We start from the raw sequence: 25,045 nt of genomic DNA on the forward strand, positions 1-25,045 counted from the left end.
GGCTCACCACCGTGCGGTACTGGCAAAAAAGTTATCTATTTCTACGGCAGCCCCATTCGCGCGTGCAGCCTTCAGCACGAAGTTACCAAGTGCGATGTCCAGCACGCCAAGGCCAAATGGGGAAAAGATGCGCGCCCGATCAGGGTCAGGTAACAGGCGCTGAGTCAGCACGTCATGCAACGTGCCGGCGACAAACGCCCGGTTGCCGGTCTTTATCTCAGCGAGGTGCGGTGACGTATTCGCTTTTAAACAATGATCGACATCGTCCAGCACATTTTGCGCGGCTAAGATCAAGGCGGGGTCTATATCGCGCAGCGAGATGTTCAATACCGTCGGGGCATGGGCGAACAGGCCGGGCTCTATCAAGTACGGCGATGCGGCCGTCGTCGCCAAAACAATCAGTTGCGCGTGCTCACAGCTTGCCCGTGCATCGTCGACTGCATAGGCCGCTTGCCCGCCCTTTTCATTCACCCATTGGGCAAAGCGGTCGGCATCCTGCGCCCTCAGGTCATGAATCGCGATCTCCTTCGCCGACCAACCATCGGCGAACAGGTAATCGAGTGTTTGGCGGGCGATCACCCCTGCCCCGATAATGCCGATCTTGCGCACGCTGCGACTACCGTGGGTTAGCGCCCCGGCCCCAAGCGCGGCCGAGGCGGCGGTGCGGTGTGCGCTGATCAAGGAGGCCTCTAGGAGCGCTCGTGGGTAGCCGGTTGCGAAGTTATTGAGTATCAGCACTGCTGAGGCGCGCTGAAGGTTGTGCTGGATGTTTCCCGGAAAGCTGGAAATCCACTTCAATCCAGCGGTGTCGACGTCGCCTGCGAGGTACGCGGGCAGCGCAATGATGCGAGCGTCTGGTTTTTGTGCAAACCGCAGGAAGTAGCTGTCGGGGTTCACCGAATGCCCCTGGCCATGCAGTTGATAGGCGTTTGTAATCACGTCTATTACCTGATGGTGCTGTCCCAACAGAATGCCTTCGATGGCAGCTCCACTGACAATGGCAAACCCGGCGGCGCTCATGACGACAGCTCCACGGCTTGGTGTTCAGGGGCGAAATGTCGATTGACCCACGCATCATCGTAAATGGTGTCGAGGTATTTTTCGCCCAAGTCGGGGGCAATGACTACTAAGGTGCTACCGCGTTTTATCTGCGCCGAGAGCGCGGTAATGGCCGCCAGCGTTGATCCCGATGAGCCACCCAGCAGAATGCCGTAGCGCCTAGCGACATCACGGCAGGTGGCAATCGTATCGCGCTCGTTCACTGAAACCACAAAGTCAGCCTGGGATGCATCCAGTAGCTTGGGTTTCTGGCTGGCACCAATCCCGGGGATAAGCCGTTTTCCGGGCGATCCGTTAAAGCTGACGGACCCGAGGGGGTCCACTGCCACCAAACGGGTGGCTGGTGAGGCTTGCTTGAATGCCTCAGCGCAGCCCATGAACGTGCCAGACGTCCCGACCCCGATAAATAGCCATTCTGGCGCGGGAAAGGTCCGCAGTATTTCCTGGGCGGTCTGGTCGCGATGAGCCTGAGTGTTGGCAGGATGTTCGTATTGATTGAGCCAGATGCATGTCGGGTCCTCGGCGCACATCTGCCGTATGGTTTCGATACGTGTGCCCACAAAGCCCCCGTTGGCATCTCGTCCGTCGACAATAATCGTACGCCCGCCATAGGCGTGGATGGCCTTGAGATTGGCTTGTGTCGCCATGGGGTCTGTGACGCAAATGAATCCGTAGCCTTTGCTTGCGCACACACAACTCATCGCGACGCCCAGGTTGCCTGACGAGGACTCGATAAAGGTGGTCACACCGGGTATCGCCAGCCCGCGGGCTTCGGCGGCCTCGATCAACGCTATGGCCGGCTTTATCTTGATCGACCCGGTTATATGGTGCCCTTCGAGTTTCAACACGGTACGACTGCCCGGCACAAAATCCGGCAGTTCCAGAAAAACGTCACGCATGATCAGATCAAGCGAAGTATTGGTTAACATGGCAACCTCCTGGTATAGCCAACAAAGTAATTGCTGCAACAGCTTGGGCAGTTCAGTCCTGGGTAGTGTTGTCCATGAGTTCGCTCAGCGCGGCGGCAAGCACGCCGTTCTGCGCAAACGTAACGTCGAGCCCGTGAACATCCTCCACCTTCAGCACATCGGCCAGCGCTTGGGGGAACGCCTGTTGGATTCCGGCGACATACTCCAGATCAAGCCGTGACAACTCGACGGTCCAGAACACAGATAGCCGTTGCCCGATAAACACTGCACTGACTTCCAAGGCCGTTTCACTGCCATTGGCGGGTGCACGTACCGCCCCACTCTCCCCTTCGGTCCTCCATAGGCGGCCGCCTTCGCCGGCATCCTGGGTACGCCCGAAATATGTGAAGGCCAGTTCCGGCGCAGGCTGCCCAGCGAGGCTGGCACGCAGTTCGGGGTCGGGGTCGTAGGTACGCAAAATCCCATAGCTGGCGGCGAGTGAGCGTGCCCGACGCAGTTGGCCGCTTATTGCGCCCAGTGCGTCTGCCGCATCTCCGTCGCGCGGCAGGCGCAAGCGCACGGCGAAGTGCGTGGTAAACCAGCCAAGACTGCGCGAGACATCCAAGTCGTCAAATAGATCACGGCCGTGGGTTTCACTCGCCAGTACCACATCAGACCAGCCGCTGGCCTGGCTCAGTGCCATGACCAGCGCTGTCAACAACACTTCCTCGATACGTGCACCGGTTCCCACCTGCGAGAGTCGACTCGACAGCGCCTCGGACAGCGGACCGCCCAGCACCTGTGTCGCGCATGCAGCGCCGGTCACGGCGCCTGCAACAGGATGGGCCGGCCCGAGGCGTGCTTGCTCCATCCAATAGGAAAAGTCCTCCCGCAGCGCGCGGGATTCCGCGAGCCCAATCAGCCGTTCCACCCAAGCACGATAACTGGCAGTGCGCGCATCTGGTTGCCAGCCCTGCGGGTTGGCCAAGGCGCGGTCCAGATCATCAAGCAGGATGCGCCATGACACACCGTCAATGATCAGGTGATGAGCGATCAGCAAAAGCCGTGGCTGAGCGCCCGTTCGCAGCGCAACGCGAAGCAGAGGGCCGTGCTCAAGGGATAGTCCGGCATTAAGCTCGGCACCCACCTGGGCCAGGGTTTCTTCCGCCAGCAATACCCGCAGTTCAAAGTGAGTACGGCCGGTCACGTAGTGCTGCTGCCAGCTACCGTCCGCGCTTCGGCGGAAACGCAGCCGCAGGGCATCATGGCACTGCGTGACCTTATCCAATGCGCTGTGGACCTGGTGCTCATCAAGCACCTGGTCGGTGCCGAGCAAGATGGATTGATTCCAATGCTGAGGCCGTGGCAGGTCACGTTGCAGAAACTCGGCTTGGATGGGCGACAATGGGCAGCTTCCGTCCGCCGCCCGCTCCTCGCTGGCGTTACGCACCGCAGTGGCCACTGCGGCTAGCTCGGCAATCGTCTGGTTCTGGAACACCTGTTTGGGGGACAGCAACATTCCTTCTCGCGTGGCTGCCGACACGATTTGGATAGCCAGAATCGAATCACCGCCAAGGCTGAAAAAATTATCGCGCAGGCCCACGCTAGGAAGGCCGAGTACCTTCTGCCAAACACGACTCAGGATCTCTTCGGCTCGGGTACGTGGCTGCGTGTCGTGCAAAGGCGCATCCACGCCCCCGAACAGTGGTTTGGGTAGCGCTTTACGGTCGATTTTACCATTGAGCGTCAAGGGCAGATGATCGAGGACCGTGATGCTGTGGGGCACCATGAAATCCGGCAGATGTTCGCCTATACGGTCCCGAAGCCGTTGCATGATTGGCTGCATTGCCCGGTTGCGCAGCGGTTCGTTGGCGCCTGGCCCACGCCCTACGGACGCAGGCCAGCTGGCTAGTACGGGTTGAAACAGCAGGTCGAGCAAAAACGGCTTGCCCTCGATAAAGCGCGACTGCACCACCAAGCCATGTCGGGCGGCCATTTGCGCAAACACATCTAGGGCCGGTGCCTGTGGCGCGGCGCCGGTATCACAGTCGATTCGGGCCGCCAGTTGGCGGTCGCGATCAAGCCTGCGGTTGGGCACGCCGGTAATGTGCAAGCTGCTCCGCCCAAGGTATTGCAAGCGTTGTTCAAGTGCGTCGGTGTCACCCCCCAGGGCGTGCCAAGGCAACGACTCAGCCGGCAGTGCAGCCTCTCCATTAAAGGTCAATGCGGCGTCGAAGCGATAGACCGTCAACTCATTCTCAAAAAAACCGCTCTTCAGCCAGGTTAGTAACCCCGGAGCACGCCGCGCAAGCACGTCATCGGCCAACAGCCGGGCAAAGAAACCGCTGGACAGGAACAACTCCTTGTCATGCGCTATGGCGCTGCTGGCCCGTGCGCGTAACTGGCCCAACGGATAATCAGCCGCATCATTGGCCGCGATGGCGGTATGGAAGACTTCCTGTAGTTCAAGGCTGCGCAGATCGCCCAGGTAAATTTGTCCCTTTGGCGCGAGTTTGCCCATGGCTTCGCGCAACACATTGATCAAGTAGGCGGAGCCGGGCAGGTACTGCACCACCGAATTGAGGACAATCAGGTCGAAGTTGCCCTCATCCAACTGAGACAATTCGTCTGCAGCCAGATGCTCAAGGCGTACGTGCTGCCAGTCAGGGCGCTGCGTGGCCAGTAGCCCTCCCAGGCGTTTCACCACAGGCTCGGAAAAGTCCAGGCCGACATAACGTTGACAGGCGCCCGCAAGCCCGAACAGCACCATCCCAGTACCGCAACCGATTTCCAGTACGCGCTTTGGTTTGAAGGCTTGCATGCGCGCCAAGCTTTGATCCAGCCAGTCGCGCATCTCAACCGAAGGGATCGCAAGCCCGGTAAAGCTATCGTTCCAGCCAGTTGTGTCAAAAGTCGGATCAACCGGCCCCTGGATTTCGCCCGCCACCTCGTTTTCGTAAAAGTAGTTATAGACCGAGCGCCACTCTTGCTGCCGGCCGCTTTGCATCTCCTGGTCCAGCGTCGATTCGACGTAGAACCAGTCTGGCGCAACGTAGGCCACCAAGCGCTTGCGCGCCTGGTCGTCGTCGACCACCGTCACGACACTTTGCTTGACCAATGGGTCCTGGTCCAAAAAGGTTTCAATTTCACCCAGTTCAATGCGGCAACCGCGTATTTTCACTTGGTTATCGATGCGGCCCAGGTATTCGAGCAGCCCATCCGGCGTCCAGCGGGCCAGATCACCAGTGCGATACATCGGGGTGCCGCAGTCAGGTGCAAACGGATCGGCGACGAACGCGCGTTGCGTGACCTCAACATCATTAAGATAGCCGCCGCCCACCGCGATACCGGCAACACACAGCTGGCCCACCGCGCCAGGTGCGCACAGCCGGTCGGAGTCGTCCAGCACATAAAGACGCACATTGGCGATGGGCCTGCCGATGGCGATACACGCCAGCTCCTGTGCAGGCGCCTGTGTCATCAAGTGATGGGTGACATCATCGGAGCATTCCGTGGGGCCATAGGCGTTGAGCAAGGCGATATGCGGAAACAGCGCAAACCAACGCCTGCAGAGCATCACCGGCAAAGCCTCGCCGGTCGACAGCATGATCCGCAAGCTGGAGAAACAAGGCGTGTCTCGACGTTGCGCCAAACCCACCAGCAGCTCCAGGAACGAGGGCACACTCTCCAGTACTGTGATTTGACCGGTCTCGCACGCCTGCAAGAGTAATCCGGGGTCACGCACGGTTTCATCATCGAGAATGTGCACCGCCCCGCCCACCATCAGCGGCGCTATGTACTGCCAGATGGAAATATCGAAGGTTTGAGGGGCGGTTTGTGCCAGGCGATCTTGAGCGCCGAGTTCAAGGTCCGCAATCTTCGCGCCTAGGTGATTGATCATGCCTTCGTGCAGAACAATGGCGCCCTTGGGCGCGCCGGTGGAGCCGGACGTAAATAGGACGTAAGCCGGTTCGCGCTGCAGCCCCTGCGCCAATGGCAATGATTCGCCTTGAATCAGGCAGTGTTCGAGCACCAGTTGGCGCCCCTTCCAGTCCAACGCTTCGTTGTGCTGCTGTAAGGCCTCACTGGTCAGCAGCACCTTGACCTGGGATTTGTCCAAGACTTGGACTGAACGGCTCGCAGGGTGGTCCGGGTCGATCGGTAGATACACGGCGCCCAGTTGCCACAACGCCAACATTGCCACGGCCAGTGAGGCGTCGCGTTGAAGGCACGTCGCCACCAGCGAACCGCGCTCGACGCCCTGCCGGGCCAACCCGCATGCCAGGGCGTCGACGCGTTCGCTCAGCTGCCGGTAGGTAAAGGTTCCCTCCTGCCCTGAGAGGGCGATCGCCCTCGGGGTTCGCTCAGCCCAGGTGCGCAGCATCTGGCTGGGCGACTGAAGACCGAAATCCACGCCGAAACTGCCAAGCCCGGCTTCCAGCACCTGACGATCAGCTGAGGTTATCAGTTGGGTATCTTGCAGCACGGTATCCGGCGACCGCAGGGCCTGCTCCAGGAAAACTTCAATCGCCGTCAGTACCTGCTCGATGCTCTCGCGCCGTTGCAGACGATCATTGAAAATCGCCTCTATCAGCAAACCGTCGACGTTGCGCGTGGCGTTTATTTCCAGGTCGACACGGGATATCCCGATGTCCAACGGGATTCTTTTCAGGGCCGGCCCGGCGCCACCCAACTGGCTGTAGTCCATGGGCTCCTGATAGGTAAAGGCCACCTGAAATAGCGGGTTGCGGCTCAAGTCTCGCGTGGGTGAAAGCTCATCTACCAGCTCATTGAACGGCAAGTCGCTGTGGTCCAATGCGTCCAGGATGGTCGAACGCTCTGTATTGACCAGTTCGCGAAAGCTCTGCGCGCCAGTCAGTCGAGTTCGCACCACCATCTGGTTGACGAACAATCCCACAGCCCCCGCACTGGCCACCGAAAAACGGTTGGCCACGTCGGTGCCCAGAACGATGTCTCGACGGTTAGTGATGCGCCCCAGAACAGCGCTGACCGCCGCCATCAAGACCATGTAACTGCTGACGCCTTCGGCCGCCGCAAAGGCATCAAGCTTGGCAAGCAAGGCACTAGGCATAACGCGGTTGGCCGTGGCCCCGTGAAAGGTTTCGGCCTTGGACCGGGCGAAGTCTAGTGGCAACTCCAACGGAGCTGGCAGGTCATCCAACTGCCGTGTCCAATAGTCGATCAATACGGCGCGCCGCTCAGCGGTCAACTGCCGACGCTCGGTATCTATGTGCTCGCGAAAGCTTGCCGTTACTGCCGGCAGGGATTGCCCGGCGCCACTGAGAAGGACAGAAAACTCATTGAGCATGACCGACAGGGACCAGCCATCACAGACAATGTGATGCACCGTGATCAGCAAGTAATGTTGGTTGTCTTCCAATTGCAACAAACGCGCACGCAGCAACGGGCCATGCTCCAAGTCGAAAGGCAGGCGCGCTTGCTCGCGGGCGCTAGCCAGGGCTGCGTCAATACGCTCACTGTGGGGCACGTTCCTGAGGTCTTGCACCGAAAAGTCCAGCGCCATCTGCGTGTTGAACTTGGCCTGCACCCGCCCATTGTGTTCCTCAAATGTCATGCGCAACGCGTCATGCCGGGCGCTGATCTGCGCCAACGCAGCGCTGACCCTGGCGCCATCCAGCTCGCCCGTCACACTGAGCAGCATCGAGTCGTTGTAGGCAGCCTGGCCCGGTAAAATCCTCTCCACCAGCCACAAGCGTTCCTGGGACACACTCACCGCTGAGCGCTCAGCCACAGGCATCGGTTCTAGAGGGCCTGCAGCTTCCACCGAATCGGCGTCCAGCGCGGCAAACAATGCGCCGAAGGTCGGGTTTTCAAATACCGTTCGTACTGAAACCTTGGCCCCAAGTTGTTGGCTCAGACGGCTGGCCATCACCATCGCCCGCAGCGAGTTGCCGCCGCTGGCGAAAAATTCACTGTGTTCATCAGCCACAGGTGTCAGCAGCGTCTGCTCCCAAACCTGGGCCATCGCCTGCCAGCGGGGTGAGCGCACCGTCGGTGTAAGCGCTTCGGTGCGATCCGCCACGGGCGCAGGGGCATGATGGTGTTCACGGGCGATGGCAATCAAGGCGGCATTGTCGAGTTTGCCATTCGGGTTTTTCGGCAGTGCGCCGATGCCAAGGGCCAGTGGTTGCATTGCGCTGGTGAGGGTTTTCTGCAGATGGCCGCGTATTTTTGCGGTGTCAACTTCCACGCCCGGATATAGGGTGGCCAGGGCCGCAATCGAGCCATCGCTGTCAATCGCACAGGCAGCATCGGCGACGCCTTGAACTGCACGGATCTGTTCTTCGATTTCAGCCAATTCAATGCGCTGGCCGCCGATTTTCACTTGGCGATCCTTACGCCCCAAAAATTCCAGTTGCCCGGCAGCGTCAAAGCGCCCCATATCGCCAGTACGGTAAAGCCTGGTCGGCGCTTCGCCAGGCGTCAGGGTTAGCGAACAGAACGCCGTGCGGGTTTCCGCTTCCCGGCGCCAGTAACCCTCTGCCAGGCCCGTGCCGCTGATGCAGATTTCACCCGCCTGACCTCCACTCACCTGCTGGTTGTTGGCATCCAGCACATGAACGACGCCGTTGCCCAACGCCGACCCAATCCGTACAGGCCCGGCCGCGATGCGCCACGCCGTGGACCAAATGGTGGTTTCAGTCGGGCCATAGACATTGAATAGCCTGGCGCGCGTGACTTGCAGTAACTCATCGGCGACGTGCTGGGGCAATGACTCGCCCCCCACCAGCAGGGTGTCGAGTGCCGCAATAGCACTGCGGCTGCGACTATCGGTGAGCAACTCGCGTACCGCCGTGGGTGTGCATTGCAGGTGAGTCACGCCATGGCGGGCACACAAGCCTGCGACAGAGTTGTCCTGCGCTGTCATGGAGCCGCCCGGTAATTGGCGACGCACCTCATCCAGCTGGTCAAGGCTCTGCAGAACTTGTTCGCTGCCGACACCGAAGTCAATCAAGCACGCGAATTCGTTCACGCCAATGCTCATCAATGCACGCGCCCGTTCGACGCAGTCCTGCACGCCGCCGATCAGGCTGGCACTATGCATATAGCGCTCAAGCCCCCGGTCTGCGAGGTAATTGAGGTCGTCATCGAGCCCGTCACTTGCCGTCTGGCCAAACACGGATCGTGCCAGATCCACGGAGGACATCAGGTAACGCTTGAGCGGCTCGCGAGCGACCGCTTCCGCTTCAGCCCGCGTCGCCGCCACAAACGTATGCAGCATCAGGCTGACTGTGCCGTCTGAGCCTGCACCGAGGCGATAGCGTTGAATATTGTTCTGCAAGGTGGCCACGTCCTGGGCCAACAGGTGGGTCAGTACATTGGTGCCGCTTTTCCCGGCAGTCTCGAACGTCTCGACTGCACTCGACGCCGACAGCCACAACGGTATACCGGCCTGAATGGGCTGGGGAAAGGTGCAGATGTGCTGCTCGCCTGCGCCACGGTCCACGGTTACCGCCTGCCCTGTCCATAACTCACGCAAGATGTTGATCGCCTCCAGCGTCAACTCGCGACGGTGCGAGAAGTTCTGCGGCCCGCCGTGTGCCAGCAGAAAGTCGTTCCGGTCCCAGCCGGTGGCGATGGCGATCCCGGCCCGGCCGCCTGAAAGGACATCCACCATCGCCCAGTCTTCAGCGACGCGCACAGGGTCATGAAGGGGAAGCACCAGCGAGCCGGCTCTGATTTTCAGGCGCTCAGTGACCACCGCCAAGGCCGCACCGGTGATAGCGGGGTTTGGAAATGGGCCGCCAAAAGGATGGAAGTGACGCTCGGGGGTCCAGATCGCGTGGAAGCCCAGTTTGTCGGCTCGACGTGCAGCGTCCAGCATCAACTCATAGGCTTGGCGCCCGGGTTGGCTGGCAAAGAAAAACAGACTGAACTTCACGTCCGGCTCGGCATTCGCGCCAGGGGACGCCAGCACTTTCTGTGAGCCTTCATAGACCACGATGGTCCCTGCGCAGACCAGCGGGTACAGCAACTCCAGCAGAGAGATATCAAACCCAGCCGATGTAAGGGAAAGCCACACGGCGCCCTCGGCACCGCTCAGGCGTTGAGTCATGGCTTCGAACAGACTCGCCAGGGCTTTATGCGACACCAGAACGCCTTTGGGGCTGCCGGTCGAGCCCGAGGTGTAAAGCAAGTAGGCAGCGCTCTCGCGCTGCGGCGCCACCGTCGACACCCGCGTATTGGTTATTGGCGCCAGCAGGTCATCCAAGGTCATGCAAGGCCAACCCGATGCTGCTGCAAGATCATCGGTGATGATTAGCCCCGGCTGTGCATCGCGTAGGATGGCCTCGCGGCGCGCTGCCGGATGGGCAGCGTCTAGAGGGACATAGATTGCCCCCGCCGCGAGAATCCCGACTAATGCTGCGATGTAACGCTCCGACCTCGGCGCAAGGATCGCCACGCGCCCGCCGGCCGATACCCGTTCAAGCACTCGTGCACTGGCACGCGCGGCGAGCACGCCGAGTTCGGCATAGCTCAGTGAGCGGTCGCCACAAACGACTGCACGTTGCTCAGGGACACGGTCGATGGTCTGTCGAATACGGCCGACGACGGTCTGAGTGTCGGGCGGCGCTTCGCCAGGCTCAACCGCCACGGGCACCTCGGGTGACGCCTGCGGATCATCCACCAGGGCCGTGAGCGCCGCCGCATAGAGCGCCGCCAGCCGGGCGCGGTCTGTGCGGCTGAGCGCGTCACCTTTAATCGCCAACGTCAGCTTGATGCTGTCATCGAATGGGTCCACGGAGAAGTTGGCCACCAGCTTGAAGCTCGACGCTTCATGGGCCTTGAGGTCCAGCAGCTTGACGCCCAGGCTCCCAAGGTTGGAAGCAATGTGGTAGTGAGTGAAGTAAAACAGAGTATCGGACAACCTGGCTTGCGCGTTGATGCCCTGTATTTCAGCCAGTGGCAGGCGGCGATGCGGCAATACCTCGCCCTCCGCCGCAAGTGCCATACGTGCCAGCGCGATCCAGGAGCTGGCCTCTACCCTGGCTCGCACCGGCACACTGTTGATAAACAGCCCGAGCAGTTTTTGCCCATCGGCGTGTTCCGGACGCCCCGTCATCACCATCGACGTCAAGCAGTCCGCCTGGCCGCTCATCTCACTGAGCACCTTCAGGTGTACAGCGAACAGCAGGCTTTTGAGCGGGAGTGAATGGGCGGCGCTGATCCGGCGCAAAACCAGCGCCTGCTCGGCGGCAATGGCCACAGGAATGATCTGCACCCCGCGGCCCTCATCGGGCACACGTACGGTCTGGCCCAACAACCCCGAGGGCGCTTGCTGCAGATACCGTTGCCAGAAATCACGCGTAGAGGCGCTGGCAATGGCGCGTCGCTCAAGGACGATGTAATCGGCATAGCGGATCGCAGGTACCGGCGGCAGTGCCTGCTTGTCGAGCAACGCCCGATACAAACCAAATAACTCCATCAACAAGCTCACGTCGCTCCAGCCGTCAATGATGGCGTGGTGAAAGCTCATGGTCAGTTGAACACTGTCCGGCCCAAGGCTCGCCAAGCGCAAGCGCACCAGCGGTAACGCACCAATGTCGAAGGAACGGGCCTTTTCTTCCTCGAACGTGCTGGCGATACACGCCTGTTGCGCCGCCTCATCAAGGGTTTCAAGGGACACAATATCGAGCAAGTCCTGACCCTGCTTGTGCACCAGTTGCAGGGGCTCGCTGTAGCTGGCGAGGTTGAAGGTGGTGCGCAACGCTTCATGCCGAGTGACCAGCAAGCGTGCCGCTTCCTGCAGCACGTCGAGGTCTGGCGAAAACTGCAGCCGGTAACTGAATACATCCAGGTAGACGGCGTTGCTACGCTCAAGCTCGTAATGAAAAATCATCGCGGCCTGGAGCTGGCTGACCGGATAGGCATCCACAATATCCGGCGGCAATGCCTGTTTATCCTGAATCTGCAGCAGGGCAAAGGCCTCGATACCGGCCGTCGCAGCGCCGGTTGCCCGCGCGACGGCGGCCAAGGCCCTGATGCTGCGGTGTTCGAAGATATCAGCTACGGTCAAATGAATGCCTTCGCGTGCTGCCGCGCCAACAATAGCGATTGAGCGGATGGAGTCTGCGCCGCGGTCGAAAACATCGTCGGTCACACCCATCGTACCGTCGCCCAGCACCTGTGTGACGATCGCCAGCAACGCCTGTTCCAATGCAGAGGCGGCAGGCTCGGGAGTAACACTTGGCAGCACGGTCATCTGGCTGGCCTGGAGGGTCAGCAGGCTACGGTTGATTTTGCCATTCTCGGTCACCGGCAGTGCCGCCAGCACCGCAATACGCGCCGGCACCAAGGCGGCGGGCAGCAGATTGCGAACATACTCACGCAGTGCCTGAGGTTCGAGCGCGATCACACCGTCGACGCTGACAAACGCGATGAGAGTTTCGCCACCATCCGTGTCGCCGGCCTTGACGACGGCCGCCGATTTGACGCCTGCCGCCGACTCCAGGCAACGCTCGATCTCTCCGGGCTCGATACGAATGCCGTTGAGCTTGAGTTGATCATCCAGCCGGCCAAGGTAGTCCAGCGTCCCATCGAAGCGCATTCGCCCCCTGTCGCCGGTTCGGTATAGCCTTCCCGGGGCTTCGGGCGTGGCGACAAAGCGCTGAGCGGACTCTTCCTCACGGCCTCGATAACCGCGGCCGACGCCCCGGCCGGTCACGCAAATTTCGCCGATGGCACCCACCGGCAGCGCTCGGCACTGGCAATCGCGCACGCTCAATTGCACATTGTCGATGGCCCCGCCGATCGGCGCGGGTGTGCCTTCGGGCCAGGGGCCGTTGATCTGTGCCCAGGCACAGCCGACCACTGTTTCTGTGGGCCCATATTCATTAAATACTTGAGCCGGGCGTGGGCCTTGCAGCCAGGGTTCAATCACCGGAAAGGGCAGCGCCTCGCCGCCCACCACCAATACCCTGACGGCACCGGACAGTGACTCGCCCGACAGCAAGGTATTGAGCAGGCGCAGATAGGACGGCGTAGCTTTGAGCAAAGTGATGTCCGCGCGTCGCAGCAGCGCACACACCTGCTCCACCTCCGCGCCTGCGCCGTGGCCGGCTTCGCTTTCGTCCACCAGCAATAATCGCTGCCCCACCACCAACGGCCCCAGCAACGCCGTGAGCGTCAGGTCAAAGGTCACCGGCGATTGCACGATCGCCCCGCGGCCTTCTGCCAAGGCGTAATGCCGTGCGGCATACTGCAGATAGTTGGATAAGCCGCCATGTGTCAGCTCCACTGGTTTAGGCAGGCCGCTGGAACCGGATGTATGCAGGATGTAGGCAATGTCTTCGGGGCCCACTGGGGCACGCTCGAAGGGTTGATCATCAGCGCCGATCGTCTCGATGTCGATCCACTCGCAGCTGGCATCCGGCGGGCTGATCATGCTGTGGGCTCTGCCCAGCGCCACGGTCGCCCCCGCCCCTGCCAGTAACGCGCCCAGGCGTACTGTGGGCGTTGAAGGCGCGATGGGCATGAACACGGCCGCGCATTTGAGCACGCCCAAAATGGCCGCAACACACTCAATACTGCGAGGGAGTACCACGGCCACCACCTCTCCTGGCCCGACTCCACGCTGTTTAAGCGAATTGGCGATACGCCGTGCGTGCAGGTCCAGCGCTTGGTAAGTCACCAGTGCCTGGGTGCCGACACGCTCAATGGCCACCGCCTGCGGCTGGTGCGCGACGACGTCCTCAAACAGGTTCAGGAAGGGACATTCCCACCCTTCTGCACGCGGGCCACGAGATGTCAACGCAGCGCTCTGCGGCGGTGTCAATGGCAGAACATCAATCGGGGAGTCAGGGGCTTGCAAAGTCGCCTCAAGCGCACTCACAAACGCCAGCCGCAGCGCGGCAGCCGTCACGCTGTCGACCACCTTGGGATCGTGATACAGATGAACCTGCAAGTAGCTGCCCATGCGGTGGCAGGTCAGTGCCACGGGCACTGCGCCGGGCATCCACTCAATCTCCAGCAGTGTCAGGGGGCCCATCGTAGTCTGTGGTGTATCGCTCCAGGCAAAACCTGCATCCGCCAACCTCGGCACCGCGAAGGGTGATGGGGGCGTGCTCCCTTGCAAGGCATTCACCAAGGCGGAAATGCGCATTGACGGGTCGAGCCGCATTGCAACCGGCACCGCCACACGGTAGGCACCGACACCAGCGTGGTCCCCGACCGTGGCCCGAATGGAGTCGCAGGCATCTATCGCCGGCGCGGCGTCGACGCGAAAGCGCGCCAGGACCGCACAGAACACGGCCAGGCACACCGTGCGGTCGACGCGCGCCACATCGAGGCTAGCTGGCAAGGCGACCGAATCTTGTGGAGCACGGGTCCATGCGCTAGTTTGGGCAAGAGTCTGCAGGGGCGACGGGTACTGACTGTCAAGCCAGCCCGCCACTTCGCTATAGTCAAGTCGCGTGACCGATGGCAGGCCCTGCAATTGGTCGGCGAGTTCTCGGATCAGCAGTACCCAGCTCTCCGGATCGACCAACGCTGCACGGTGGCGCAAAGCGACCAACGTCGGGCCGTTGGCAGTCGGTACAAACACACCATCGCCCAGCCAGTCGTCGTTGACCGACGGCCCCTCCAACAAAGCGTTGGTGACAGCCGCGCGGGCACACGCCCCGTCGGCCGCCTCGGCCAACACGCGAATCATTGGGGCGGCGGGCCTTACCAGCTCTGTCAGCGGATAACGCCGAGACGCTAGCACGACAAGGCGGCTATGCAACGCTTCGTGACGCTGCCAGACAGTGCTGAGTGCAGCGCCCAACGCGTCGAGCGTCACACTTACGTCGACTTCGAATCGACACACACTGATGCGCGGCCCGGCACTGTTATCGCCCGACCATTCGAAAACCTGGTGAGGAGCGGCGACTGTATGCTCGTGCATGGTTAAAACTCCTTCAACAATGGTTGGTGTCGCTGCGCGTGTGTCATCGCCACGAGTATTCGCCGCGGCGCGGTAAATGGCTCGCGCCCATGCGCCGTCAAACGGTTGTCCAGCATCAACAGATCGCCCTGCTGCCAGTCGAAGGCAAACGACGCCGCGACATACGCGCGGCGTATCTGCGCAATCCATTCAGCCGGTATCGCCGACCCGTCGCCTAGCAAGGTCTCCATTGCCTGCAGTTGAGACACATCCTGCCCAGCAGCAACCTCGCCCAGTGCCTCAGCCAATGCCGCGGGATGAAAAAGTGCGGCATGATTGAACCAGGCGACTTCCCCTGTATCGGGGTGGGTGACTACGGCAGGCACCGCCAGGTCGGCAACCAGTTCATTGTGTGAACCTCTGGAAAATCGATAGCCTTGCTGTACGTATTGACGTTCCAGGGTGTCCAGGTCATCCACCGCGAATACCTGTTGCCAACTCAACCCCAGCCCGGGTCGAAACCGACGCCGGTAGATCACCCCGTGGCGTTCAAACGCGTTGCGGATCATCTCAGGCAGTTGTTTGAGCACGGCCCGGCAGTCGGCCAACGGTGTACGTCCGCCTTCGGCGGCGGGGGTCTCACAGAAAAAGAACAGCCGTGCCGGCCAACGTGTGGCGTAGGCATTTTCGCTGTGAAAGAAAATGCTCTGGTCCGCCGGGTACTCAGTGGAGGTATAAACACCCGCCTCCACCTCACTCCTTGGCGTCGAGCGCTGTACGTAGGGCAGAGGTTCTCCGCCCAGTTGCTTGACTGCCCGCGCGAACATGTCGCTGCTGTTCAGGCCGAACCCACGAAACAGAACGGCACCACTGCGCCTGAGATGGGTTTCTATGACGTCACATTCCTTGTGTGCCCAGCGCGACAAGTCGACGTCCGCCGATGGGCACTCGATCAGGGTCGGACGTGGCGCGACCGTGGACGGTGTGATGCTGACCGGGTCGGCGGTCACATCGACACGTCGGCGCGACGGAACGAACGCAGGGGCTGCTGGCGCGGGTGCCATCCTCCCCAGCGGCCTTTGCGGCGTGAGCACGATGCTCTCCAGTACGGCGTGGAAGCGCTGGGCTAGCAACTGCGGGGTCAGCCGGCTACGGCTGGGGTCAATCGTCACGCTTCCGGACAGGCCGTCGCCCTGCTCCCACAATTCGAGCAAAACCGGAAACTTCGGATCAGCGCCTTGGCCCCCGCTGACCTGAACCTTGAGGCCCTCCAGATGCACGGGATGGCGCGGCATGTTGTGCAACACGAATTTCCCCTCGAAAAGCTGGCCGCCTGCGTGCTGACAAGCTTCGACAATCAGCGGGTAAGGCAGGTGAGCGTGTGCCAGCACTTCGCGGGTCAGCCGCTGGGCCTGCTGTGCGGCAGATGCGCCGGTGAGGCCGGGGCTCATGCTCCAGCGCAGTGGAATCTGGTTGACGAACAGGCCTATCACTGGCTCGTAAGTGGGCTCGGTGCGACCGCTGAAGTCCGTCGCCAGCACTAGGTCGTCACGCTCCGTCAGCGTGCTCATGGCCACGGCGAAGGCGCCAAAGCCCAGCGCAAACGCCGAGACCTTCAACTGCCGTGCAACCGCCAGCAGTGCCTGGGTTGCCTGGCCATCGAGGTGCAGAGCCTGGGTCAATGCCTGCGACCCGCTCTGGGCAGCAACCCTGGGAATACCGGCCAGATACTGCGACCAGAAGCGCTGGGCTTCCCGCCAGGCGGGCGTATGCGCGCGCTCGCGCTCGCGACGCGCATGGTCGATGGGTGAGGTGCTCAACTCAGGCAAGCCAGCGTGTGGTCCCGCCGCGTAGAACGCCGACAGATCACGCTCGAACACGCCCAGGGACCAACCATCGACAATGATATGGTGGACCACGATCAGCACCACATGGTGGTTCGGCCCCAGCACCGCCAAGCGCACACGAAACAAGGGCGCGACGGACAGATTGAACGGCAGTCGCTGCTGGTGTGCCATCCAGCCTTGAAGGTGCCCAGGCGCCACCGGCTCGGCCACCATCTGTGGCCCGCCCATGCTCCACACGCATTGTTCGAGGCCTTGGGGTCCGGCCACAAAGCAGCTGCGCAAACTGGGGTGACGTCGCACCACCCGGTCCACGGCCTGTTCCAGGCGCTGGATATCTAGCGCGCCCTCCAGGTTCAATGCCAACACTTCCTGGTAGGCAGTGCCGGCGCGTCCGATCGACTGCACCACCCAGAGCCCCTCCTGCCCGGCGTTGGCCGGCCCTCGCGCCTGCGCACTCAGGAATGGTTGGCCTTCACTCATTGGGCTTGCATCTCAGCCAGTTGCTGGGCGATCACCGTTGAGTGTTGGCACAGGTCCCGGGACTTGCTGATGAGGTCTGCCATCAAGTGGTCCTCTTTGACGAACGGTATTTCCTCGCGCACGGCTTCGTAGATGGCACGTCCCCGCTCGGACAACTGCAGGCCAGGGTTCATGTCGATGGCCTGGCACGCCGTCATCAGCTCGATGGCAAGAATCGTTTCACAGTTGTCCAGGATGGTCTGGAGCTTGTAGGCCGAGGTGCCGCCCATGCTCACGTGGTCCTCCTGCAGGTGGCAGGTAGGAATGGTGTCGACCGAGGCCGGGTTGGAGAGCACCTTGCTTTCATTGAGCAGCGCGGCACTGGTGTATTGCACTACCATAAAACCCGAATTCAGGCCCGGTTTGGCCACCAAAAAACCTGGCAAACCATTCTGGCCGGACAGCAACTGGTAGGTGCGACGCTCTGAGATGTTGGACAAGTCCGTGATGCCGATGGCCGCGAAATCCAGTGCGAACGCCGTCGATTGCCCATGCAGATTGCCGCAGGTGAGGATTTGCCGGGTGTCGGGAAACACCAACGGGTTATCCGACACGCTGTTGCACTCGTTGCCGATGACTGTTTCGAGATACCCCACGACTTGGCGCGCCGCACCATGTACCTGTGGCGCACAGCGGAAGGAGTAAGGATCCTCCATGGCCGGATTGCAGTGTGGCAAGTCCGCATGGTTGCTGCCGTGGGTGAGCGTACGCAGATGCAGTGCGACGTGTCCGCGTTCCGGATGCAGGGAGGTCTGGTGAATTTGTGCGTCAATAAAGCTGCGGGCGGCGCTGAAGCCCATCATGCTCATGGCCGCACACAGATCGGCCAGCGCCACCAGGCGTTTGGCCCTGACCGTGGACAACGCGCCCCAGGCATTGAGGTACTGCACGCCGTTGGTCAGGCACAGGCCGTCCTTGGGCTGCAGGGTCAAGGGGGCCAACTTCAGCTCGTCCATGACCTCACGAGAGGGGCGCAGCACGCCGCGATGCCAGACTTGGCCCAGACCAATCAGTGGCAGGAACAAATGGGCCAGGGGCGCCAGGTCGCCGCTGGCACCCACGGTGCCTTTCTGGGCGATGGCGCCAACGACGCCGTGGTTCCAAAGATCAATTATCCGATTGACGGTCGACAGGCTCACACCACTGTTACCGGTGCGAAACGTCAGCAGCTTGATCAGCGTCACTACGCGACTGACCTCTTCGCTCACCGTTGGGCCTACGCCACAGGCGTGGGATTTCAGCAGGTTGTGCTGCAGCGTGGACAAGTCAGCCGGGTCGATATGCGTGGTGCACAATGAGCCGAAGCCGGTATTGATCCCGTAGTGCAGCGCCTCGGCGCCGGCGATCTCGAGCACAAAGCGGTGTGCACGGTCGATTTTATCCACTACGCCGGTATGCAGGCGCAGGCTGCAACCACTGCGCGCGGCAGATACCAGGTCCTGTGGGCTTAAAAAATTGTCATCGATGACGATTGGGAGTACGTGTGACATCAGTTGACCTCTGCTGGGCGTGTAAGCGTTAGGTAGCTGTCTACCAGGCTGGCAAGCGCCGATACCGTGGGTTCAGCCAGAAACTGCGCCAGGCCGATGGCGACCCCGGTTCTAGTCTTGAGCAGATTCAGCATTTGCATGGCGTGAATGGAATGCCCGCCCATGCCAAAAAAGTCGGTGTCGGCACCTGGGGCTTCCTCATGGGGCAACACTTCTTGCCACAGGGCCGCAATCGTTCCTTGCAGGCGCAACAGATTCGGCGACAGACCTGCATCCACGGGTGTCGCAGCAGGCTGCGGGAGTTCCCAGGCGGCCAGTGCGCGACGATCCAGTTTGCCGTTGGGTGTTCGCGGTAAATGCGCGACGACGACGATCAACGACGGCACTGCCACCAACGGCAAATGGTTGAGCGCGAAGCGACGTACATCCGCCACCAATGTGCCCTCGTCCGCCTCGATATAGGCGATCAGCCTGGGGGTTGCTTCCACCTGGCGCACAGACGCTACGGCAGCGTGCACGGCGGGGTGCAAGGCAAGCGCACTCTCCACCTCCTCCAATTCGATGCGCACGCCCTTGAACTTGACCTGGTTGTCCAGGCGGCCCAGCACTTCGAGTACTGCGTCTGCCGTCCAGCGTCCGATATCCCCCGTGCGGTAGAGCCCGCAGCCATCGGCCGCGCGCGAGGGCGATAGCACAAATCCTGCGTCGCCAGTGGCGCCGGTGTAACCATCACTCATATCCGCCGTGCGCAAATAGATCTCGCCTTGAACACCAACCGGCACAGGAAGGCCCGCCGTGTCCCGCACTTCAACGGCGCGTCCGGGAATCGGCCGGCCTACAGGAATACGCACGCGCTGAAGGTCTGCGGCCGTGACCTGGTGCCAGCAAGCTGCGACGGTTTCGGTAGGCCCATAAATATTGATCAATTTCAATGGCGGCCCACCGCGCTTGAGCAGTTCGCCGGCCAGCGTAAGGCGTAGCGGCTCACCGACGGTGGCCAGAGTTTTCAAGGCGCGGGGCCAACCGCTGCTGCCGCGCAGCATCTCGTCCAACCGGCTGGGAGTGATCTGCACAGTGGTGATTGCGGCGTCATCGAGCCACTGCAGCAACCGGCTTGGGGCCAAGTCGACGGTACGCTGCGGCATCACCAACGTCGCACCGTGGCACAGCGCGCCAAATATCTCGCACAGAGCCACATCGAACCCAGGCGCAGCAATCTGTGCGACCCGAGCGCCTGGCGCCATGTCAAGGGACTGAGCCTGCCACTGCAGAAAATGACCGAAGGTTTTGTGCGTCTGCCGAACACCCTTGGGCTGGCCGGTGGAGCCTGAAGTGAAGATCAGGTAAGCGTGGCTGTCGATGGGTATCTCCGGCAACGTGATGTGCTCGAGTTGCGCCCTGGTGTCAGGCTGGGAAAGGCTCATCCTCGGCACCTCATCGACGGGTAACACCCGCTCGCCGGCAAGCTCGCTGTCCAGCAACAGATCGCTGCCGCTCAGCCTCAGCAGGGCTTGTAGGCGCTGAGTGGGCAAGCTGCTGTCGAGCGGCAGGATCGCCGCGCCGGTCTTCATGCCCGCCAGTACACCCACCAGCCACTCGCTTGGCTTACCGCTGCGTACTGCAATCAGGGTAGGCTTGAACCGCTGCAAAATCTGCCGCGCCAGGCGGTTGCTGGCCTCTTCGAGTTGCTGGTAACTCAACGTTTCTTCAGGCGTTTGGATAGCCGGCAAATCGGCGTGGGACTTCGCCCATTCGCTGATCATGGCCGGCAAGCTGCGCGCCGCGGTATTGATTCCCGGCGCCGCCTGCCAGCCACGGTCGGTGCTTTGATCGACCAATGCCTGTAACGCCATCGCCGGATTCTGCGCAGCCGCCGCAAGTATCTGCTCAAGGCCCTGCGCAATCCGCCTTGCGGTCGCGGCGCTGAAACAACCCGCGTCGACGCGGACCACACCCTCCACCCCGGCGGATGTCTCACAGCTGACAATTTCGATCGGCTGCTCCAAGGCATGCGGCCCCAGGCCATCGCAGGACAGTGTCAAACCGTCCACTTGCACTTGGCTGCGCCCATCACGCAAAATCAAACGTCGCCATGACGGCGGCACGTCCGCCACCGCAGGCAGATGAACCGTCGCGATTTCAAACAAGCTACCGGCCTCGGTGCGCGCCTGGCGCCATTGCGCAGTGATCTGTTCAAGGGAGGCGCTGTCATGGATCAAGGCCCTCGCGATTTTGTGGCCGATGTGACGGGCGGCCTCTGCAAAGACGTGTGAAGGTGCCAGTTGCGCCCTGATGGGCACCACCCTGATGCCGTACCCCTGTCGACCTCCCGAGGTATCGCTGACCGGTACACCGACCGCGCCGTCCCAGTGACCGGTGCAGCGCTGCACGAGCGCAAACAGGCAGGTCAGCAGCACCACGAACGGCGTCTGCCCTGTGGCCTGGCCAAGGCGGTCGAGGGGCGTTTGGGCCAGGGTGAACGGGACACAATGGGGCGCCGGCGCCGGCACGATGCTGCGCTCGCGTGGCAGTTGGACCGGGTTGAACGCCGCCAGCTCATCGCGCCAGTGCGCGAGGTCGGCGCTGTCGACCGGCGGCGCCTCGGGTTGTCGCGCCACGGGTTGTCGCGCCACGGGCTGCTTGCCGCTGGGCTGCACCAGGTAACGTGCGATCCACAGCATCCCCCAGAAGTCCGCCGCAATGTGATGCACCCGCACCAGAAGCGTTTCTGCGGATTCGGCGTGGATTCGCACCAGTTGTAAAGGCCCCTGCGTCAGGTCAAAAGCCTCGGCACAGCGTGCAGTCAAAAACGCCTGCGCCGATCCGGTGAAATGCGTCACTGGAACCGGCGCCGGTGTGTCATCCCAGGTAAAACCGGGGCCGGCGACTGTGGTGTTGACGCGCAGACCCATCGCCTCCATGTAGTTGGGCAACTGCACGGCGAGCGTTGTTACCTGATCAATCGCCGGGGCCGGGCCGCTGATGGCGAATGCCAGTGAGTAAGCACCATCGCCCCGCTCCGTACGGCGTTGCACAATGGCCTGCTGCCCGGCGAGCAGGCTAGCGGGCGTGGCGCGGGCTGGTGACCGCACCTGCGGCTGTTGACGAAGCCAAGCGCCAAGTTGGGCCAGGCTCCATCCTTCGTATAACGGCGCCGGAGAAACCCGAATGTGGGTCGCCTCGGACAATCTGGCAAACAGGTGGGTCGCCGCAAGTGAACTCAACCCAACGGCCAGCAGGGGCAAATCAGCGGCCAGCGGCGCTGGCAAACTGGCAGCGATGCTGAACACCTCCGCCAACGCCGCGGTGACCGTGCTCTGCGTCCTGCGGGCACCCAAGGTTTGGGCCAAGCTGGCCAGCGCGCCATCGAGGCTATCGCCCACGGACGGCGAGAGCCAGACCGAGCGGACCCGGTATTTGTGCTCAAGCAGTTTGCGCAGGGCTTCGACACGTTGAATCTTTCCGCTGGTGGTGACACTGATATCGGCCCTGGCCACCCATATGATCGCCCCTAACGGATGTTCACACGCGTGTACAACCGCCTGGACGAGCTGTTGCAGCCCAATCGCTACCGGCAGGACCGGCAGTTCGGCAATCAACACCAACTGTTCGGTATCCAATGCCTGCAACGACACACGCCCCATGCACGCGCTGAACTGCTCGCGGGTCAGTGCCACTGCGACGAGCCGCGCCTGTGCCAACAGTGGGTGCGCTTCGCGAGCAAGCGCTTCAATGTCTGCCGGATACAGGTTGCGCCCGGCAATGATCATCAGGTCCTTGAGACGGCCCGTGACATACAGTTGATTATTTGCCAGAAAGCCCAAGTCACCGGTGCGCAGATAGGACGCCAGCGGGTTGGCTGCAAGTGTTGCCCCGAAAGCCTCGGTCCCAGTCCCCCAGTACCGGCTCGCCACATGTTCCCCGGCGACCCAGATTTCACCGACGCAGCCATCGGCCAAGGGGCTTAGGGAGGTCGGGTCGACGATGCGGATGTCGGCCCCGGGTGCCGCTGCGCCGCAGCTGACAATCTCCGTGGCGGGTTGCCCGCCCACGGGCGCGACAGCGCGGCCACTCTCCAGGGCCTCGCGACAAAAGCGGCCGGCGTGCGCCAGCGAATGTTGACGGTGGCCTGCGCTGAGCAAGGTGGTTTCCGCCAACCCATAACATGGCAACCATGCCTTGGGGTCAAACCCATGGGCCGCCATGGTCGCGGTAAAACGCTGCAGGGTTTTGGCGCTCACCGGCTCTGCGCCGTTATAGGCCACGCGCCAGGAAGACAGGTCAATCCCTTCAAGGCGCCCCGGCTCGTCAATGGCCGCGCAGAGTCGATAGGCAAAGTCTGGGGCGCCGCTGGTATGAGCTTGATAATCGGAGATCATCTTCAGCCATCGCTCCGGGCGTTCCTGAAACCCCTCGGTCGGCATCAAAATAGCCTGCGCCCCGATCAACAACGGATGCAAGGCTGCCCCGACTAGACCCATGTCATGGAATAAGGGCAACCAGCTGGCGAACCGAGTGCCGGCGTCGTGGCCGAACACGGCGGCGATCATCTGCGAGTTGGCGGCCAGTTGACGGTGAGTGACCACCACGCCCTTGGGCGCGCTCGTGGACCCGGAGGTGTATTGAATAAAACAGACATCCTCTGCGCTTGCGTTGAACGGCGGTACGGCGATGCCGGCCAGTTCATCCAGCGCCAGCAGTTGGGTGTCGATCTGGGCCTCGGGATGCCGGGCGACACTCGCCGCATCGCTAAGCAACAGAGCAAAAGGCCGGCAGTCAGCCAATACATGGGCCAGTCGGCCTTGACGGCGCCCATTGACGGGATTCGGCACGGCAATACCGCCGGCGTGCACGATGGCCAGAAAAGCACGAATGAATTGCGCAGGTTTGCTACACGCCAAAACAATCGGCTGGCCAGGGCGCAAGCCCCGGGCCAGAAGCCCGCCAGCCATTGTGCTGACCTGCCGGGCAAGGGTTTCGTAGGTCAGGCTATCGACCTCGATGCCTTGTGTATTCAGAAAACGAAACGCCACCTGATCAGGCACCAAACGGGCGTGATGTGCCAGGGCTTGCGCAAGACGGGTGGGCAATGTTCGCTCCTTGAAAAATTCGAATCGCGTTTCACACCCCAANCAGGCGTTAAAACAGCCGGTGGCTATCAGGCGTTACCGCCACCGCCACCACCGCCTTTCCCGGCGACGACGATGTCATTGAAGACACCCATGACGCCTCTGGATGTACTGCCTTTAACTTCACCCACTGTCAGGTGCTGTACGAGCAGGTCATCCAGTTGAGCACCCTTGAAGCCGGTACCGGCAAACGTTGCGCCGGCCCACTGCACACCGCGCAAATCGGCACCATCGAGGCAAGCCTCAGTCAGGATGGCGTCGCTCAGGTTGGCATCACGCAGGTCCGCACCCCGCAGGTTGGCAAAGCGCAGGTCCGCCCCGCTCAGGTCGGCACCGGACAGGTTGGCACCAATCATCACGGCCTGGCCCAGGAACGCCTTGACTAAGTCAGCAGCCTGCAGGTTCGCGCTCTCAAGGTTGGTACGGCAAAAGTTGCCGTTTACCAGAGAGGCGTGATCCATATCAGCCGATGCCAGGGAGGCGTCAGAGAAATCCGAGCCCGACAGATTTGCTTGGGATAGGTTGGCTCCGTCTGCCGAAGAACGGCGGAAAGAAACCTGCTGAGCACTTACGCCAGACATCAAGGCCGCAGTGAGTCGAGCATCTTCGAAGACGGCACCGTCGAGTGTTGCGCCCGACAGTGTTGCACCTTCGAAATTGCTGCCGCGCAGTACCGCTTTCGACAGATTGGACTCAGTGAGATCCGCACCGGTGAAAACGCTGGACTCGAAACGCCCTTCGGCCAAGTTGGCCTGCGAGAGTTTGCTGCCACTCAGGTTGCTCGCACGCAGACGCAGGCGGGACAGATCGGCACCGCTGAAATCCTGCTGCGAAAGATCGTGGCCATCGTTGTTGCGGGCGGCCTGCTGGCGCAGGCTGGCAGCACGATAAGCAACGGGTGAGGTTGGAATATCAGACGTAGTGCTCTCTTGCGTTTGTATAACTGATTTCAAGTGCATAGTTGTCTCTCCTTAATGGTTTGAGACGGCTTTGAAACGAAAGTTAAATACAGAGCAAACCGCTTGCTAGCCCCATGGTGCAACTTGTAATGCGGGAAAGACAAGCGGTCCTATACAGCGCGAGGGGTAACTCGCCTGCTACTTTTTAGACAATGGATCCAATCCTGTCAAGCGACTAGTGTAGGAAATTTTCATATTATGAAATAATTTCAACACGGTAGAAGAGG

General features: G+C 61.5%; 7 protein-coding genes. All 7 read right to left on the reverse strand.

All coding sequences use genetic code 11. From position 1 onward, the window contains the following. Positions 1 to 3: 3 nt before the first annotated feature. Positions 4 to 1,020: a 2,3-diaminopropionate biosynthesis protein SbnB gene (sbnB, locus tag IFT47_RS17715; protein WP_192173714.1), complete on the reverse strand. Its 1,017-nt coding sequence runs from the start codon at positions 1,018 to 1,020 to the stop codon at positions 4 to 6. After that, a complete protein-coding gene (gene sbnA, locus IFT47_RS17720; RefSeq protein WP_192173715.1) occupies positions 1,017 to 1,988 on the reverse strand; it encodes a 2,3-diaminopropionate biosynthesis protein SbnA in 972 nt (323 codons plus the stop codon). Before sbnA ends, sbnB begins: the two co-directional genes overlap by 4 nt. A 52-nt stretch (positions 1,989 to 2,040) precedes the next feature. Continuing rightward, positions 2,041 to 14,895 carry a non-ribosomal peptide synthetase gene (locus IFT47_RS17725; protein ID WP_192173716.1) on the reverse strand — a complete coding sequence of 4,285 codons (12,855 nt, stop codon included), beginning with the start codon at positions 14,893 to 14,895 and terminating at the stop codon, positions 2,041 to 2,043. 2 nt (positions 14,896 to 14,897) lie between these two features. After that, complete coding sequence (locus IFT47_RS17730; RefSeq protein WP_192173717.1) at positions 14,898 to 17,201, reverse strand: condensation domain-containing protein; 2,304 nt, start codon at positions 17,199 to 17,201, stop codon at positions 14,898 to 14,900. Then, positions 17,198 to 18,730, reverse strand: a complete 1,533-nt coding sequence (locus tag IFT47_RS17735) for an HAL/PAL/TAL family ammonia-lyase (RefSeq protein ID WP_192173718.1) — start codon at positions 18,728 to 18,730, stop codon at positions 17,198 to 17,200. Before IFT47_RS17735 ends, IFT47_RS17730 begins: the two co-directional genes overlap by 4 nt. Continuing rightward, the gene (locus IFT47_RS17740; protein ID WP_342367044.1) at positions 18,730 to 23,775 is read right to left on the reverse strand and encodes an AMP-binding protein; all 5,046 of its coding nucleotides are present in this window, start codon (positions 23,773 to 23,775) and stop codon (positions 18,730 to 18,732) included. Before IFT47_RS17740 ends, IFT47_RS17735 begins: the two co-directional genes overlap by 1 nt. Positions 23,776 to 23,888: 113 nt before the next feature. Next, on the reverse strand, positions 23,889 to 24,818 hold the full coding sequence (locus IFT47_RS17745; protein WP_192173720.1) for a pentapeptide repeat-containing protein: 930 nt from the start codon (positions 24,816 to 24,818) through the stop codon (positions 23,889 to 23,891). Between the last annotated feature and the right edge of the window lie 227 nt (positions 24,819 to 25,045).

This window comes from Pseudomonas sp. CFBP 13711 (assembly GCF_014842265.1).
GTDB lineage: Bacteria > Pseudomonadota > Gammaproteobacteria > Pseudomonadales > Pseudomonadaceae > Aquipseudomonas.

Coding starts and splice junctions, on each gene's coding strand:
- IFT47_RS17745 (WP_192173720.1), bottom strand. CDS start 24,818: ATGCACTTGAAATCAGTTATACAAACGCAAGAGAGCACTACGTCTGAT.
- sbnA (WP_192173715.1), bottom strand. CDS start 1,988: ATGTTAACCAATACTTCGCTTGATCTGATCATGCGTGACGTTTTTCTG.
- sbnB (WP_192173714.1), bottom strand. CDS start 1,020: ATGAGCGCCGCCGGGTTTGCCATTGTCAGTGGAGCTGCCATCGAAGGC.
- IFT47_RS17725 (WP_192173716.1), bottom strand. CDS start 14,895: ATGCACGAGCATACAGTCGCCGCTCCTCACCAGGTTTTCGAATGGTCG.
- IFT47_RS17730 (WP_192173717.1), bottom strand. CDS start 17,201: ATGAGTGAAGGCCAACCATTCCTGAGTGCGCAGGCGCGAGGGCCGGCC.
- IFT47_RS17735 (WP_192173718.1), bottom strand. CDS start 18,730: ATGTCACACGTACTCCCAATCGTCATCGATGACAATTTTTTAAGCCCA.